Origin of the sequence: Streptosporangium saharense (genome assembly GCF_014203715.1) — a bacterium.
Classification (GTDB): domain Bacteria; phylum Actinomycetota; class Actinomycetes; order Streptosporangiales; family Streptosporangiaceae; genus Streptosporangium; species Streptosporangium saharense.
Genome location: NZ_JACHJP010000012.1, coordinates 21,132 through 35,396, shown reverse-complemented (window position 1 = coordinate 35,396; position 14,265 = coordinate 21,132). Strand labels below are relative to the sequence as shown.

At 70.0% G+C, this 14,265-nt stretch carries 16 protein-coding genes and 1 riboswitch; of the genes, 10 read left to right on the top strand and 6 right to left on the bottom strand.

Features of this window, described 5'->3' with window-relative positions; all coding sequences use genetic code 11:
• Positions 1-71 precede the first annotated feature (71 nt).
• The 6 genes from FHS44_RS35295 (at position 72) to FHS44_RS35270 (ending at position 4,257) form a co-directional block, all read left to right on the top strand.
• Entirely contained in the window at positions 72-716 is a 645-nt protein-coding gene (locus FHS44_RS35295; RefSeq protein ID WP_184723452.1) for a class II aldolase/adducin family protein, read from the top strand.
• 32 nt (positions 717-748) lie between these two features.
• Entirely contained in the window at positions 749-1,960 is a 1,212-nt protein-coding gene (locus FHS44_RS35290; protein WP_184723449.1) for a DUF4032 domain-containing protein, read from the top strand.
• Between the two features lie 151 nt (positions 1,961-2,111).
• On the top strand, positions 2,112-2,492 hold the full coding sequence (locus FHS44_RS35285) for a roadblock/LC7 domain-containing protein (protein WP_184723446.1): 381 nt from the start codon (positions 2,112-2,114) through the stop codon (positions 2,490-2,492).
• A gap of 6 nt (positions 2,493-2,498) precedes the next feature.
• Positions 2,499-3,419, top strand: coding sequence for a hypothetical protein (locus FHS44_RS35280; RefSeq protein ID WP_184723443.1), 921 nt, complete (start codon positions 2,499-2,501; stop codon positions 3,417-3,419).
• A 70-nt stretch (positions 3,420-3,489) separates the two neighbouring features.
• Positions 3,490-3,873, top strand: coding sequence for a roadblock/LC7 domain-containing protein (locus FHS44_RS35275; RefSeq protein ID WP_184723440.1), 384 nt, complete (start codon positions 3,490-3,492; stop codon positions 3,871-3,873).
• A gap of 12 nt (positions 3,874-3,885) precedes the next feature.
• Entirely contained in the window at positions 3,886-4,257 is a 372-nt protein-coding gene (locus tag FHS44_RS35270; RefSeq protein WP_184723424.1) for a hypothetical protein, read from the top strand.
• Between the two features lie 151 nt (positions 4,258-4,408).
• On the opposite strand, the gene FHS44_RS42565 is transcribed toward FHS44_RS35270, so the two are convergent.
• The gene (locus tag FHS44_RS42565) at positions 4,409-5,029 is read right to left on the bottom strand and encodes a hypothetical protein (RefSeq protein ID WP_184723421.1); all 621 of its coding nucleotides are present in this window, start codon (positions 5,027-5,029) and stop codon (positions 4,409-4,411) included.
• A 244-nt stretch (positions 5,030-5,273) separates the two neighbouring features.
• Positions 5,274-5,419: riboswitch (cyclic di-AMP (ydaO/yuaA leader) on the bottom strand.
• A 270-nt stretch (positions 5,420-5,689) separates the two neighbouring features.
• Between FHS44_RS42565 and FHS44_RS35260 the strand changes: the two genes are divergently transcribed.
• The 4 genes from FHS44_RS35260 to FHS44_RS35250 all read left to right on the top strand — a co-directional run bounded on the left by FHS44_RS35260 (position 5,690) and on the right by FHS44_RS35250 (position 10,681).
• Complete coding sequence (locus FHS44_RS35260) at positions 5,690-6,619, top strand: lytic polysaccharide monooxygenase (RefSeq protein WP_184723418.1); 930 nt, start codon at positions 5,690-5,692, stop codon at positions 6,617-6,619.
• 82 nt (positions 6,620-6,701) lie between these two features.
• The gene (locus FHS44_RS41405; protein ID WP_312863943.1) at positions 6,702-8,642 is read left to right on the top strand and encodes a sensor histidine kinase; all 1,941 of its coding nucleotides are present in this window, start codon (positions 6,702-6,704) and stop codon (positions 8,640-8,642) included.
• On the top strand, positions 8,639-9,292 hold the full coding sequence (locus FHS44_RS41400; RefSeq protein WP_312863942.1) for a response regulator: 654 nt from the start codon (positions 8,639-8,641) through the stop codon (positions 9,290-9,292). Before FHS44_RS41405 ends, FHS44_RS41400 begins: the two co-directional genes overlap by 4 nt.
• Before the next feature lie 78 nt (positions 9,293-9,370).
• Positions 9,371-10,681 carry an alpha/beta fold hydrolase gene (locus FHS44_RS35250; RefSeq protein WP_184723415.1) on the top strand — a complete coding sequence of 437 codons (1,311 nt, stop codon included), beginning with the start codon at positions 9,371-9,373 and terminating at the stop codon, positions 10,679-10,681.
• Between the two features lie 188 nt (positions 10,682-10,869).
• Here FHS44_RS35250 and FHS44_RS35245 read toward each other — a convergent pair whose 3' ends face one another.
• The 5 genes from FHS44_RS35245 to FHS44_RS35225 all read right to left on the bottom strand — a co-directional run bounded on the left by FHS44_RS35245 (position 10,870) and on the right by FHS44_RS35225 (position 14,005).
• A complete protein-coding gene (locus tag FHS44_RS35245) occupies positions 10,870-11,679 on the bottom strand; it encodes a protein kinase family protein (protein WP_184723412.1) in 810 nt (269 codons plus the stop codon).
• 37 nt (positions 11,680-11,716) lie between these two features.
• Positions 11,717-11,920, bottom strand: a complete 204-nt coding sequence (locus FHS44_RS35240) for a DUF397 domain-containing protein (RefSeq protein ID WP_184723409.1) — start codon at positions 11,918-11,920, stop codon at positions 11,717-11,719.
• 142 nt (positions 11,921-12,062) lie between these two features.
• Entirely contained in the window at positions 12,063-12,911 is an 849-nt protein-coding gene (locus FHS44_RS35235) for a helix-turn-helix domain-containing protein (RefSeq protein WP_184723406.1), read from the bottom strand.
• A gap of 10 nt (positions 12,912-12,921) precedes the next feature.
• Positions 12,922-13,437, bottom strand: a complete 516-nt coding sequence (locus FHS44_RS35230; RefSeq protein ID WP_184723403.1) for a DUF6879 family protein — start codon at positions 13,435-13,437, stop codon at positions 12,922-12,924.
• Positions 13,438-13,444: 7 nt separating this feature from the next.
• Positions 13,445-14,005, bottom strand: coding sequence for a hypothetical protein (locus FHS44_RS35225; RefSeq protein WP_184723400.1), 561 nt, complete (start codon positions 14,003-14,005; stop codon positions 13,445-13,447).
• Positions 14,006-14,265 lie beyond the last annotated feature (260 nt).

Genomic DNA, 14,265 nt, shown 5'->3' with positions numbered 1-14,265 from the left:
TTGGGAAGGGCCGGTCTAGACCAGATAATGGCGGTTTGCCGCATACCACCGCAAGACCCTACTTTTGGGGCATGTTGCTGGCGGAGCAGCGTCGGCTGCTGTGTGACCACGGTCGCCGGGTCGTCGAGACCGGCCTCGTCCTCGGGACGTCGGGCAATCTCAGCGTCCGTCTCGGCGACCTGGTCGCGGTGACCCCTGGCGGTCTGGCCCTGGACCGGCTCGAACCCGAGGCCTGCCCGGTCGTCGGCGTCGGGGGCGACCTGGTCGAGGGAGACCTGTCGCCGTCCTCGGAGACCCCCATGCACCTGGCGATCTACGCGGCGACCGGTACGGCCGCCATCGTGCACACCCACTCGACCTTCGCCACCGTGGTCTCGGCGGCGCTGACCGAGCTGCCGCCGGTCCACTACAACACGACGCTGCTCGGCGGCGTCGTCCAGGTCGCCGGCTACGCCACGTACGGCACCGCCGAACTGGCCGCGAACGTCATGGCCGCCCTCGGCGACCGGCGGGCGGTGCTGCTGGCCAACCACGGCGGGGTGACCCTCGGCGCCGACCTGCCCGAGGCCTTCGAGGCGGCCAGGCTGCTCGAATGGCTGTGCGAGGTCTACGTGCGGGCCAGGGCTCTCGGTGAGCCGACGACGCTCACCGAGGAACAGCTCTCCGCGGTCGTACGGCGCCGCCAGGCCCCGGCCTTCCCCTTCTCCGAGGACTGACCTCGGCTCCCCTCGACGTGAGGACCGACGCGATGCCCCTGCAGCTCACCGGCACCCCGAGCGACCCGGACCTGATCCGGCTGCCCTGGGACGTCCCCCTTGAGCGCTGGCCCGACCACCACCTGGTCTCCCTGCCCCGCGGCATCTCCCGGCACGTGGTGCGCTTCGCCAGGCTCTCCGGGAGGGTCTACGCGATCAAGGAGATCAGCGAGTACTACGCCAAACGCGAGTACCGCCTGCTGTGGGACCTGAACCGGCTGGACGCCCCCTCGGTCGAGCCGGTGGCCGTGGTCACCGGCAGGACGGACGCGGACGGCGAGCCGCTCGACTCCGCCCTGGTCACCCAGCACCTGCAGTTCTCCCTGCCCTACCGGGCGGTCATGTCGGGAACCGTCCGCCCCGAGACGCTCACCCGGCTGCTCGACGCGCTGGCCGTACTGCTGGTGCGGCTGCACCTGACCGGTTTCTACTGGGGTGACTGCTCGCTGTCGAACGTGCTGTTCCGCAGGGACGCGGGCTCCTTCGCCGCCTACCTGGTCGACGCGGAGACCGGGGAGCTGCACCCCATGATCAGCGAGGGGCAGCGGCTGCACGACATCGACCTCGCGCACGTCAACCTGTTCGGCGAGATGCTCGACCTGCAGGCGGGCGAGCTGCTGCACTCCTCGATCGACCCCGAGGAGGTCGCCGACTCGGTCTGCGCGCGCTACCACCGGCTCTGGGGCGAGCTGACCTCCGACGAGATCATCGACGAGGTCGACTGGCACCGCGTGGACCAGCGGATCCGCAGGCTGAACGACCTCGGCTTCGACGTCGCCGAGATGATGGTCCGCCGCAAGGCGGGCACGGGACGACTGGTCGTGCGTCCCAAGGTGGTCGACGCGGGCCACCACCAGCGCAGGCTGCTCAGGCTCACCGGTCTGGACGTCGAGGAGAACCAGGCCAGGCGGCTGCTCAACGACCTCGACGCCTTCCGGGTCGCGCGTGGTCTGCGCCACGAGGACGAGGCGATCGTGGCCCACCACTGGCTGGCCGAGGTCTTCCAGCCGACCGTCGAGGCCGTTCCGGCGGAGATGCGGCGCAAGCTCGAACCCGCCCAGCTCTTCCACGAGGTGCTCGACCACCGCTGGTTCATGTCGGAGAAGGCCGGGCAGGACGTCGGACTGCCCGCTTCCGTCGCGTCATATGTGAAAAATGTTCTTGTTCACAAGCCCGATGAGAAAGCGCTCATCTCTGAGGAGTAGCAATATTTCCTACATCGGGGGAGAAATCTTCTACCGTCCGGCGGAATTCTTTTCCTCGCCATATCCGACTTTTCATGAGTAGCTCCGGGTTCGGAGTGATTTCCCTACGCTGACCGGGCGGCGTTGTGAAGTCGTTGGCGAGGGAGATCCCGTGCTCGGAATCGAAGGCTGCCTGGCCGAGGTCATGGCCATCCCCGGCGCGCTGGACGCGATCCTGATCGATCAGACCAGCGGGACGGCCGTGGCCAGCGGCGGTGTGACCCGTGAGCTCGACGTGGACAGGTCCGCGGCGGGGCTCGGCGAGACCCTGCGGGCGATGCTCGACGGCCTCGCCATGAGCTCCCCCGGCGAGACCGTCAAGATCCGTGATGTGATCATAACCACTGACGACGGACACCATTTACTGAAACCTCTGGAAACGGTGTTCGACGGCCCACTCGTGATTTATGTCCGCCTTGACATGCATCGCGCGAATCTGGCGCTGGCGCGCCATCGGCTCCAGTCCCTGTCCGGCCGTCTGACCACGATGTGACGCGCCGTGCCGACCACGCAGAAGGCGCTCAGCGAACTGTCCGCGAACCGCGCGACCGGCGCCCTCCACCTGGAGGGGGGCGGCACGTTCTATCTCACCGACGGCCGGGTCACCTACGCCGAGAGCCCCGCCGCCCCACGGGTCGAGGACCTGCTCCTGGCCCACGGCAGGATCTCCGGCCAGGCCGTACGGCAGGCGATGCGGGCCGGTGGGACCGGCGGCACCGGGGACGTGAGCGGCGCGGACGGCGCGGGGGGCGCGGCGCTGCTCGCCCAGGGGGTGCTCACCAGGGTCGAGCTGGAGTTCTGCGTGCTCTGCGCGGTGCTGGACGCGGTGTTCTTCCTGCTCGGCTCCCCCGTGCGCAGGACGCTGTTCAGGCGGGGTGAGCGGCACTGGCTCGGACCGCAGAGGTACTTCGACATGACCGGACTCCTGCGGGAGTGCGCGAGAAGGAGGACGCAGTTGGACCGGACCTGGCCGTCCGCCGATCTGGACTCGCTCCCGGTCGTCCCCGTCGGCCGTGTTCCCGCGCAGCGGGTGGTCCTGACCTCCCTGCAGTGGGAGGTCGTGGCCCGCGCCGACGCCACGGCGACCCCGGTCGAGCTGGCGCACCGGCTCGGCAGACCCGCCTACGCGGTGCTGCTGGCCGTACGGCAACTGGCGGCGGCCGGGCTGCTGCGCCTGCCGCGGGGGGAGATCACCGCGGCGCCGGAACGTGGGGAGCTGCCCAGGCGGGTGGCCGGGGCCAGCGAGATCGGGCAGGCGGGGGCGGGCGCGCCGTACACCAGGGAGAGCACGCGCTGGCCTCCCACGGGACCGCTCACGGGGCCGCTCCCCGAGCTGGTGGGAGAGGCCGTGACGGCGGGTGATCCAACCGACGTGGACCTGCTCATCCGGCTGAGGAACGCGCTGGAGGCACTCACGTGAGCCCGGTCCGATGCCCCTGAGGATGCCCATAAGACTGCGGACGCTGAAGCGGATCGGAAGGAGGGTGCCGGTGGAACTCCGCGACGAGGTGCGCCAGGAGATGGCCCGGCTGCGTGAGCGGATACCCGATGTGGACGGAAGCGTCGTGTGCAGCGCCGACGGCCTGACGATAGCCAGCGACATGGACGGCGGTTTCGCCGAGCAGACCGGCGCCCTGTCCTCCGCGCTGCTGGCCCTCAGCCGCCGGATGGCGAACATGACGGGCAAGGGAGCCTTCGAGGAGACGCTGGTCTCCGCGGGCGAAGGCTACGCGGTCCTCTACGCCGCGGGCCCAAAAATCGTCCTCACAGTCCTCGCCCGCCCGGGAACCAACCTCGGGCTGCTGCGACTTGAGGGGCGCAAGACAGCGGCGAATCTGGCCGCCATCACATCCCGTGTTTGGACAACCCAGTGACCGGAGGAATGAATGGGCAACATGGACATCTCCCTCAAGGAGATGATGGCGATCGACGGTGCCGTCGGCGCGGCGGTCGTGGACTACAACAGCGGCATGGCGCTGGGTGTGGTCGGCGGCTCCAAGGACCTCGACCTGCAGGTCGCCGCGGCCGGTAACACCGAGGTCGTCAGGGCCAAGATGCGGACCATGGAGTCGCTGGGCATCAAGGACGGCATCGAGGACATCCTGATCACGCTGACCAACCAGTACCACCTGATCCGCCCAGTCAGCGGCAGGGGCGGCAAGGGGCTGTTCCTCTACCTCGCGCTCGACCGCAACCGGGCCAACCTGGCGCTCGCCAGGCACAACCTGCGCGGCACCGAGGAGAAGCTGGAGATCTGAGGTCCGGCCCAGAACGCGGAACGAGGGCGGGCGGCCCGTGCGGGCTGCCCGCCCTCGTCTTTCCTGAGGGGGTCTCGGACTTCGAGGGATCTTCAGGGGGATTTTTCGGGGGTTCGGGGGATTTTGGGGGATATTTCGGCAGACGGGGAGCTCAGGGCTGCGACGCGTCGGCCAGGGCGGTCTGCGGCGGCGTGGCCGGGTTGTGGTCCATGACCTTCCAGGCTCCGCTGGCGTAGGCCACGGGGTAGTTCTTCTTGCCGACGCCGTCGCCCCACTTGGTGATGACGTACTCGACCTTGATGTGGCCCTGGCCGTCGACGCCGTCCACGCCCAGCGTGCTGGAGTTGAAGGTGCCACCGGTCAGGTCGGCGAAGGTCTTGGCGTCGAGGTCGATCATGACGCCACTGCTCGACGGGACGCCGGGACCGCGGTCGCCGACGAAGAACTTGGCCTTCTTGCCGTTGTAGAGGACGTAGCCCTCGGTGAGCAGCGGCCAGCTCGGGCTGGCGATCATGCCCTTCTGCATGGGCTTGCCGCTCGCGGGAAGGCCGGTGTCGCCGGCGCGGCCCGAGGAGTCGTCCCAGAAGTAGGAGGCCTTGGTGGAGCCCTTGAGCAGGACGGGCTCGGTGGCGGGGGTGGAGGCGGCGGTGGTTCCGGTGCCGGTGTCGGCCGTGGCGGGAAGCGCGGAGACGACACCCGCTGAGGTCAGGACACTCGCGCTCAGGAGGGTGGCGGCGATCAGACGATGACGCAGGGCAGCGGAGAAACGCATGAAGTCAGGGCTCTTTCACGAGGGAACAGGACAGCCGCGCGTGCCTGACCGGAAACGTTCCACGGTCAACGGGGCACGGGGCGTGAGCGCTCACAGGGAAGAGGGGCCACACCAGAACAGGCGGGCGCACACGGAGCGCGGTGCGAGGCGGGGGTGCCGCGGTCGGGCGCGACGAGAAGTCTTAGTTGATCCGCCTGATGGCGGCGCGTGCCGGTGGGTAGGCGACGACGTGATCCATGAGGGGATCTCCTCTCCATCTCGTCTACCGGGTTAGCTGACGGGTTCGGGCGGTGGAGTTGCCCTACCGTCGCGCGGTGGCGGCGGATTCACCCCAGAAGGTGGGTCCCCGGTTCCCTTCGCCCTCGGGAGGCTTCGGGATTCGACGTCTGCCGGCCGCTCCTTCTCGTGAAGGGCAAGTCACCGGTCGAGAACAACTAGGACACTACCCACCACAAGTGGACAAAGCAAAGCAAAAGCCATGAAAACCCCAGAAGATCTACCTGCAACCCCCAAGAAAGGGACATTGGCCGGGTCTTGACCCCACTCCGCCCAGGGCGTTAAGTTCGGTAAAACTGTTAGGAAACTTACCTAATAAATAACCCGTAATCATGGGCCTGACCTGCATCTTCTCTCCCCTTATCCCCCCAGGAGAAGCGCTTCATGAACAAGCGGAAGCTCGGCGCGATCGCCACGGCCGCGGCCGTCCCCGTCCTTCTGTCGACGGTAATGGCCGGTTCGGCATCCGCCCACGGCTCGATGGGAACGCCCGTCAGCCGGGTCTACGCCTGCTATCTGGAGAACCCCGAGTCTCCCGACACCCCCGCCTGCAAGGACGCGGTCGGCAAGTGGGACACCCAGCCGCTCTACGACTGGGACGAGTTGAACATCGGCACCGCCAACGGAAAGCACAGGGAGATCATCCCTGACGGTCAGCTGTGCAGCGCGGGACGCGCCAAGTATCACGCCTACGACGCCGCCCGCACCGACTGGCCCTCCACCGCCCTGCCGACCGGCGGTGGCGCCTACACCTTCCGCTACCCCTACACCGCCGACCACCCCGGCACCTTCGAGATCTACATCACGAAGGACGGCTTCAACCCGCTCCAGACGCTGAAGTGGTCGGACCTGGACTCCACGCTGCTGGCGAAGGTCAAGAACCCGCCCAAGGTCAACGGCGAGTACCGCATCGAGGGCCGCCTCCCCGCCAAGACCGGCCGCCACATCATCTACTCGATCTGGCAGCGCTCGGACAGCGCCGAGGCGTTCTACACCTGCTCCGACGTGACCTTCGGCACCGTGTCCACCCCCACGCCGACCGCCACGGCGACGGCGACCGCGACGCCCACGGTGACGCCGACGCTCACGCCGACCCCCACCCCCACCGTGTCCCCCACGGTCTCCCCCAGCTCCACGCCCACGGTGACGACGACCGCCACGCCGCCGACCTCGCAGCCCTGGGCCGCCGGTGTCTCCTACACCGCGGGGAGCCTGGTGACCTACGGCGGCTCCTCCTACCGGTGCCTGCAGGCGCACACCTCCCTGCCCGGCTGGGAGCCCGCCAACGTCCCCGCGCTCTGGCAGCGCGTGTGACCGTGTGAACCCCTCCCACCGGCTCCCGGGCGCGGGGCCGGTGGGAGGCTCACGCCGCCGTGACGCGCAGTAGCGTGGGCGCGTGCCGCTGATCCTCGGCTGCTGCCTGGCCGCGCTGGTGACCGTCACCGCGCTCTACACGCTGGCCCTGTACGGCACGGCGGAGACCGCGGCGATGGGAGCCGTCGCCGCCACCCTCGCGGTCGCGGTCACGGTCGGCGTCATGAACGGAAGCGTCAGGGACGCCGCGGGCTTCGGCACACTCGCCGCGGGCGGCGCCGCCTCCGTGTGGTCCCTCGGCCGCTCCCACCGGCGCCGCAGGGCGGGCAGGGCCGCGCTCGCCGCCTACCGCGCCGCCTCGGCCACCGTGCCGAGGTTCGCCGCGACCACCGAGCGTGACCGGCTGGCCGCCGAGCTCCACGACGTGGCCGCGCACCGGCTCACCGGCATCGCGGTCGCCTCGGCCGCGGCCCTGAGGCTCGCCGACCCCGCCATGGCCGCGGAGGCGACCGCCCACGCCGCCGAAGCGGGCCGCCTGGCCGTCGCCGAGCTCGACCGCCTGGCCCGCGTCGACCGGCGCGGCGAGACGACCCTGGCCGACATCGACGCCCTGGTGGACGGCCGTCCCGGGGTCGGCTACCGCCGTACTGCCGTCTCAGCGCCGCCCAAAACCGCCGCGCTCGCCTTCCGCGTCGTCAGGGAGAGTCTGACGAACGCGATGCGCTACGCCACCGGTGCCGCCGTGCGTGTCCTGGTCGAGGAGGACGCGGGGCGCCTGACGGTCACGGTCACCGACGAGGGCGGTCCGGCCGCCGTCGAGGGGCTCGGCGCGGGAACCGGCCTGGCCTCGCTCGGCGGGGCCGTACGCGCCGTGGGAGGGACGCTGGAGGCGGGCCCGGACGGGGACGGGTGGACGGTCAGGGCGGCGCTCCCGCTGCCCTCACAGACTATGAACCCCGCCAGGCCACGCCGTACGGCGAGCTGGCGGGGCGCCGCGGCGCTCGACTGGGCCCTGGTGGTGCTCGCGGTCGCGCTGCCCGCAGGGCTGGGACTGCTGGCCACGGAGGTGCCCCAGCCGTTCACCGCCCCCGCCCCCGGCGCGTCGCTGCTGGTCCTGCTCGTGCTGCACGCCCTGCCGCTGCGCGGACGCCGCCTGGCGCCGAAGGTGAGCCTGGCCGTGGCGCAGGGGACGCTGCTGGTCTGGCTGGCGTGCGACGCGTCGGGGCTGACCGCGCCGCACTCCGCGCAACTGGTCCTCGAATGCTGGTGGGTCGAGCTGACGCTGCTGTACACCGTGGGCGCCTACGGCTCCCGGGGCTGGCCCGCCCCGCTCGCGGTCGCCGGGCTCGGCGCCTTCCCCCTGGTCTCCGGGATGACGGGGCCGCCCCTGGCCGTGTGGGCGACGTTGAGCCTGGGGCTGGCCGTACCGACGGGGCTGGCGTGGGCGGCGGGACTGCTGGTCGGCGGGCGCAGACGCAGACGGTCACGGGCGGCGGCCCTCGACCGGGACCGCCTCGACCGGCGGGTGGCCGAGGCTGCCAGGGCCGAGCGGAGCCGGATCGCCGCCGGGCTGCGCCGTACGGCGGGGGCACGGGCGCGGGCCGTGGTCGAGGCCGCCGAGTCTGGGCGGCTCGACCTGGTCCTGGCCGAGGCCAGGGCCGGGCTCACCGCGCTCAGGGAACTCCTCGACGAGCTTCGCGGCGGCTCGGACCCCGCCGACGACACCCCTCCCCCCGTCGTCGCCGGGATCGCGGCGCTGGCCGCCAGGCGCGGGGCTGTCGTCGAGCACGAGGGACGGCGCCGCCCGCTGCCCGCGACGGTCGAGGTGGCCGCCTACCGCCTGGCGGAGGTGCTGCTGGCCGACGGCGGGACGGTGACGGTGACCTACCTCGACGACGGCCTGGCGCTGTCCGGGCCCGGGGAGGCCAGGAGGGTGCGTGCCATGGCGGACGCGGCGGGCGGTACGGTCACCGAGACGAAGGACGGGGTTCGGGTGTGGCTGCCGGAGGTGTTCCCAGCGTGATCCGGGTGACGGTCGCCGACGACCAGGCGGTGGTCAGGATCGGCATCACCGCGGTGCTCGACGCCGAGCCGGACATGACGGTCGTCGGCCAGGCCGCCGACGGCGAGACGGCGCTCGCGCAGGCCACGGCCCTGCGCCCGGACGTGGCGGTGCTGGACATCCGGATGCCCGGACTCGACGGGCTGGCCGCCACGGCGAGGATCACCGCCGAGGTCCCGGCGACGAGGGTGGTGGTCCTGACCACCTTCGGCCTCGACGAGTACGTGTTCGCGGCGCTGCGCGCGGGGGCGGCGGGGTTCATGCTGAAGGACGCCGACCCCGGGCGGATCATCGACGCGGTCCGGGTGGTCGCCGGGGGCGACGCGCTGCTCGACCCCGGGGTGACCCGCAGGCTGATCGACCGTTTCACCGGCAGGCCCGGCCCCGAGGAGGCCGCCAGGCTCTCCGGCCTCACCCGCCGTGAGACGGAGGTCCTCCTCCACGTGGCCCGTGGCCTGTCGAACGCCGAGATCGCGACGGCGCTGGGCATCAGCCCGGCGACCGTCAAGGACCACGTCGCGCGGATCCTCGCCGAACTCGGGGTCCGCGACCGGGTGCAGGCCACCATCGCGGCCTACGAGGCCGGTCTGGTCCGCCCCGGGGCGCGGTGACCCCCCGCCGCACGGCGGGGTGGGAAACGGTCCCTGAGCAGGACGATCGCCGGGAACGGCGTTCCTAGCGTGAGATCCATGACAGACCCTTCCCCACTTCTCTCCCGAGGCTCCCGGGCGCGGCTCGCGCGGCGGTTGGCCGGAGTCCTGCTGCTCGTTGTCTCCGCCATGGTCGCCACCGCCTGCGGCGTCGCCGCCTTCCTCGGCACGGCCTCCGTCACCGCCGTGATTCCGGCGCTGTGCGCGGCGGGCCTGGCCGCGACCGTGCTCGTCGCGTTCCCGCTCGGCCTGCCCTCCTTCGCCCTGTACGGCGTGCGCCGCCGTACGACCGCGGCCGCCGTGTTCGCGGTCCTGGTCGCCGTGGCGGTCGCGGGGACGGCGGCCGTCACGGTGTTCCGGCCGCTGCCGGTGATCGCCCGGGGTCCCGTCCCCTCCGGCGCCGGGTTCTGGGACCTGCCGACCGGCTCCAGGATCGCCTACGTGGCCCTCAGGGCCGCCAGGCCCCGTCCCACCCCGGTGATCTTCCTGCACGGCGGTCCCGGCACCCCGGACGAGGGGCTTCCCGAGGTCGGCACGGAGCTGGCCGCGCTGGGCTTCGACGTCTACTCCTACGACCAGCTCGGCGCGGGCAGATCGACCCGGCTCGCCGACGTCTCCGGCTACACCGTCGCCCGGCACGTCGCCGACCTCGACGCGATCAGGAGGACCGTCGGTGCCGAACAGGTCATCCTGGTCGGGGAGTCGTGGGGCGGTTCGCTCGCCGCCCAGTACATGGCCGCCCACCCGGGCAACGTCGCGAAGACGGTCTTCGTCTCGCCGGGACCGATCTGGGAGGGCGCCTACCCCGACGGCGACTACGGCAGCCCCTGGGACCGGCTTCCCCCGCAGGAGCGCGCCCGTTACGACGCGCTGAACGAGGATCCGAGGGTGCTGGCCCTGTTCACGCTGATGGGGATCAACCCGCGGGCGGCGCACGCGCTGGTTCCCGACGCCGAGGCCGACTCCCACCTGCACCGGCTCGCGCTGACCGGCAAGGACGCGACCGGATGCGTGGCGGGCCCGCCCGCCAGGCCGCACGACAACCCGCAGGGCTTCTACGTCAACCAGCTCACCAACGCCGACTTCGCCGCCGTCCCCGACCCCAGGCCCGCGCTGCGCCGGGTGCGGGTGCCCTCGCTCGTCATGCGGGGCGAGTGCGACTACGTCGCCTGGCCGGTGACCCACGACTACCGGCGCACGCTGCCCGAGGCGAAGCTGGTCTACCTGCGGGGCGCGGGCCACGCCGTCGAGCGGGGACAGCCGAGGATGTACCGCTCGCTGCTGCTGGACTTCCTGCTCGACCGGCCGCTCGCCCTGCCCGACCACTCCTCGGCGCAGCCACCGAAGTGACCCCGGCGTTCCTTCCCGCGATCCGCTCGGCGTAGTCGATCAGCGTGCTCGACGCCTCGACGGGCGATGCGCGGGACGATACCGCGGCCGCGCAAGAAGATTCGCAAATGGGGGTAGCCGTGGGGTTTGGCGGGTTCGCGGCGTCGTGGCCCGCGCCGGCCGGGGGGCTTTCCCGCGTTGGGCCACCCTCAGCGGCCACCCGCAGCCAGATCTGTCCGGTAGTCGTGCCAGCGGCGCGCGGCAGCCACGGAAGCGTTGGTCCAGGGGTCGAGTCGCGGCCTCCACGACGTCCGGATGGCGCTCTGGTAGTAGGCCATCGCGTCGAGGTCACCGGGGGCGACCGTCTTCCAGACGGGGAGCGCGGCCAGGATGTCTTCCGCGTCGGAGGGAGTGTGTCCGCAGGTCATGAGGCACATCGCGAAGGCTGCCGCGTCCGACCACGCCGCGCCGCGCACGTACCGTGCCCAGTCGAGCAGGTAGGCGCGGCCGTCTGCGGTGATCCGGACGTTGCCCGGGTTCAGGTCGGAGTGCGCCAACGCCTCACCGTCGAACCTGTGCAGGTCCTCCGGCCGGGCGTGGGCCGAGCGGTCGGAGACGCGCAGGGGGATGTCGGGGCACGGGGTCTCGCTGAGCCGGTCGAGCAGATCGAGCACCAGGGGGATGTCGGGAGAGAGCGGCGAGTAGTCCGCGCGCCGCCCGTCCACGTGGTCGAAGCCGACGACCAGCCACCCGGCCGCCTCGACGTGGAACCTCATCGCCGGAGAGAGGTGCGTGACGTACGGGCTGATCGAGATCTCCCGCCGCAGTTGCCGGGTCTTGAGGTCGTCATCGAGCTTCGAGCCCTTGATGAACAACCTGCCGGCCCCGGTCTCCGCGGCGAGCGTGAGGTCGGAGTTCAAGCCGTCCGACACTTCCTCGACGCCCGCCACACCGCCCACCTCCCGCTGAACGGCGCCCCGCACCTCACGGGGCAGCTCGTACCACAGGGTTTTCGTCATGCGGCTGAGCCTGTCAGAGGTGGAGGATGGAGGTGGATCAGATGGCGCCGAGGAACGCGGTCAGCTCAGCGTCGCTGAACCGCATCGGGGCCACACCGGGGGCCTTGGAGTCGCGGATGGCGATGCCGCCGTCGAAGCGGGTGAACTCCATGCAGCTCTCGGGGGAGTCGTCGCCGACGTTCCCACCGCACGGCTTGGTCCAGTTCGCGTTGGTGAGGTCGATCCCGTACAGGTTCTCCATGGCTCCTCCTCAGAAGCCTTCCCCGCACGCCAGGTGCGTGCGCTGGGTCGAACCGACGACCGGGGCCGTCGTCCTGCGGCGCTCATGGCGTTCACGTTAGGTGCGCCAAGTGGCGCAGAACAGGTTGTTGAACGAAGTTGAATCAAAGTGCCTCGTCAGCCAGGTCTGCGATGGCTCGTGTGACCAGGATCCGGGCCTCCTTCCCGTATACAGCCGAGGCCGCCATGTGGTCGAAAGCCCTCCGGTAGAGGTTGATCTCTTGCGGTTGGGTGAGCTTCACCTCGGCAGAAATCGTCTCCAGGAGAACCTCTCGATCGTCGAGGATCCAGAACCCGTGCAGAGGCAGGAACCTATGCTCAGCTCGCGTCGGGATGATGCCGAGGTGAACGCGCGGGAGGGATGACAGTGCCAGGAGCCGGTCGAGCTGGCCGACGAGCACCCCGGGGGACGCGACGCCGATTGTGAGCGCTGCCTCGCAGAAGACCATGTGAAATCTGCGGTCTCCGCGATAGAGGATCTGTTGGCGCTCCATCCGGGCCTGCACGCCTTCCTCAACATCGTTCGGCAGCCCCTGGAACTCAATGAACCGGGAAAGGATCGTGAGGGCGTAGTCGGCGGTCTGGAGGAGCCCTGGGATGAGGAAGGGCTCGAACACTCGGAAATGATTGGTCTCTGCCTCGAAGCGAACGCTCTCCTGCTGCCTTTTCTTGGTACCGGTCCGCAACAGCCGCCGCCACTCGACGAACATCGTCTCGACGGAGCGGACGGTCGCGATCAGATCGGGCTCCTGATCAACGGCGGCGCAGATGCGGCACCAGGTGCGTACATGCGTTTCGGAGATATTGATGACACCGTTCTCGATCTTCGAGACGAGGCTGTAGTGCCACCCCGCTTCCGCCGCCAGCGCCCGGCCCGTCAGGCGGGCATCTTTCCTGATGTCTCGCAGGCGATTGCCAAGAGCCTGGCGAGCCTGACGGGCGGGCGTGGACACGGGGCGCAGGCTACCGGGTCACGTACTCGGAGTGAGAAATCCCCATCGGCCACAGCGCGTCACGAACCGCCCTGTACTCGGCGATCAACTCGGGGTCTTCTTCCCTCGCGAATCCGCCGGCCTCGCCGTCCGGAGCGAAGAGGCTGAGGATCAGCCGGTCGTCGTCGAGGAGCCAGCAGTCCTCCGCTGGCAAGGCGACGCCAAGCGGCTCCCGTATCGGCAGGTAGCGGACATCCTCACCTGCGGCGACGTTCTGCTCGGCAACGAACAGGGACCATTGGGTGTATTCGGTGTGCGGGAGGGTGACCAGTCGGAGTCGCTCGACCGCCAGGCCGCGGTCGGTCACCTCCCGCACGAAGGAGAGCCATTCTTCCAGGAACGCGAAATCCTCAGGCTCTCCGTTCCTCCACCTGGCGATCGGGGCCTTCTCGTACGTGACCTTGTAGGTGTCGCGTAGTTCGAGGTGCCATGCACGCTTGACCGACCGAAGCGCATCCTGGAATTCGCGGTAGGTGATCGGCTCCATGGTCTCCTCAGCCCAGCAGGGCCATGACTCTCTTCTCCACGAGTACGCAGGTCTCGTAGTTGGGGATGTCCATCTGTTCGAGGATCGCGGGGTCCTCGACCCTCGCCCCCTTGACGACGTAGTTCCCATTTTCCATGACGTGGACGATAGGCGGGACGATGTTCCCGACCGTCCCGCTCAGGCCGTCATTCTCCAGGAAACTCAGGAGTCGCGCGTAGATCTCGACGACGGTCTCGTTGTCGTCGAGATCAAGCTTGGCCAGGATTGCTTCGTCAGTGACGATCCAGCCCTGAACGACGTACGAGTCCTCGCCCGTCGCGTAGAGCGTCGGGCTCTGTCCACCGGACGTCGCCTTCCCTAGGAACCTCAGGTGCATGATCTGCCTCCTCCATCGGGGGTTGAAGAATGTTGCACTCCTCAGATCATGCTGTGCGACTCGAAATTCAACGTCAAGGGCAAGGGAGTGCTCAGCGCGCTCCGCCAACACGCCGAGGAACCGAATCCCGCTGTTCCGCGTCCCGTATAGCCTGGCCGTGCTGGTGATCTTCCTGCACGGTGGTTTCAGCATCCCGGACGAGGCTTCCCGAGAGTGGTGCGGAGCTGGCCGCGTCGGGCTTCGATGGCTACTCCTACGACCAGCCTGAGACGGCCGGTCGACCCGGCTCGACGACGTCTCCGGCTACACCGTCGCCCGGCACGTCGCCGACCTCGGCCCGATCAGGAAGACCATCGGGGCGGAACGGGTGATCCTGGCCGGGGAGTCGTAGGGCGGCTTCGCTGCTGCTGGACTTCCTGCTCGACCGCTCCTCGGTGCGGCCGCCGAAGTGA

Excerpts from the sequence above, each read along its gene's own strand:
- FHS44_RS35290 (WP_184723449.1), top strand. The coding sequence starts at position 749 with ATGCCCCTGCAGCTCACCGGCACCCCGAGCGACCCGGACCTGATCCGG.
- FHS44_RS35245 (WP_184723412.1), bottom strand. The coding sequence starts at position 11,679 with ATGACGAAAACCCTGTGGTACGAGCTGCCCCGTGAGGTGCGGGGCGCC.
- FHS44_RS35270 (WP_184723424.1), top strand. The coding sequence starts at position 3,886 with ATGGGCAACATGGACATCTCCCTCAAGGAGATGATGGCGATCGACGGT.
- FHS44_RS35240 (WP_184723409.1), bottom strand. The coding sequence starts at position 11,920 with ATGGAGAACCTGTACGGGATCGACCTCACCAACGCGAACTGGACCAAG.
- FHS44_RS35230 (WP_184723403.1), bottom strand. The coding sequence starts at position 13,437 with ATGGAGCCGATCACCTACCGCGAATTCCAGGATGCGCTTCGGTCGGTC.
- FHS44_RS35225 (WP_184723400.1), bottom strand. The coding sequence starts at position 14,005 with ATGCTGAAACCACCGTGCAGGAAGATCACCAGCACGGCCAGGCTATAC.
- FHS44_RS35260 (WP_184723418.1), top strand. The coding sequence starts at position 5,690 with ATGAACAAGCGGAAGCTCGGCGCGATCGCCACGGCCGCGGCCGTCCCC.
- FHS44_RS35295 (WP_184723452.1), top strand. The coding sequence starts at position 72 with ATGTTGCTGGCGGAGCAGCGTCGGCTGCTGTGTGACCACGGTCGCCGG.
- FHS44_RS42565 (WP_184723421.1), bottom strand. The coding sequence starts at position 5,029 with ATGCGTTTCTCCGCTGCCCTGCGTCATCGTCTGATCGCCGCCACCCTC.
- FHS44_RS35250 (WP_184723415.1), top strand. The coding sequence starts at position 9,371 with ATGACAGACCCTTCCCCACTTCTCTCCCGAGGCTCCCGGGCGCGGCTC.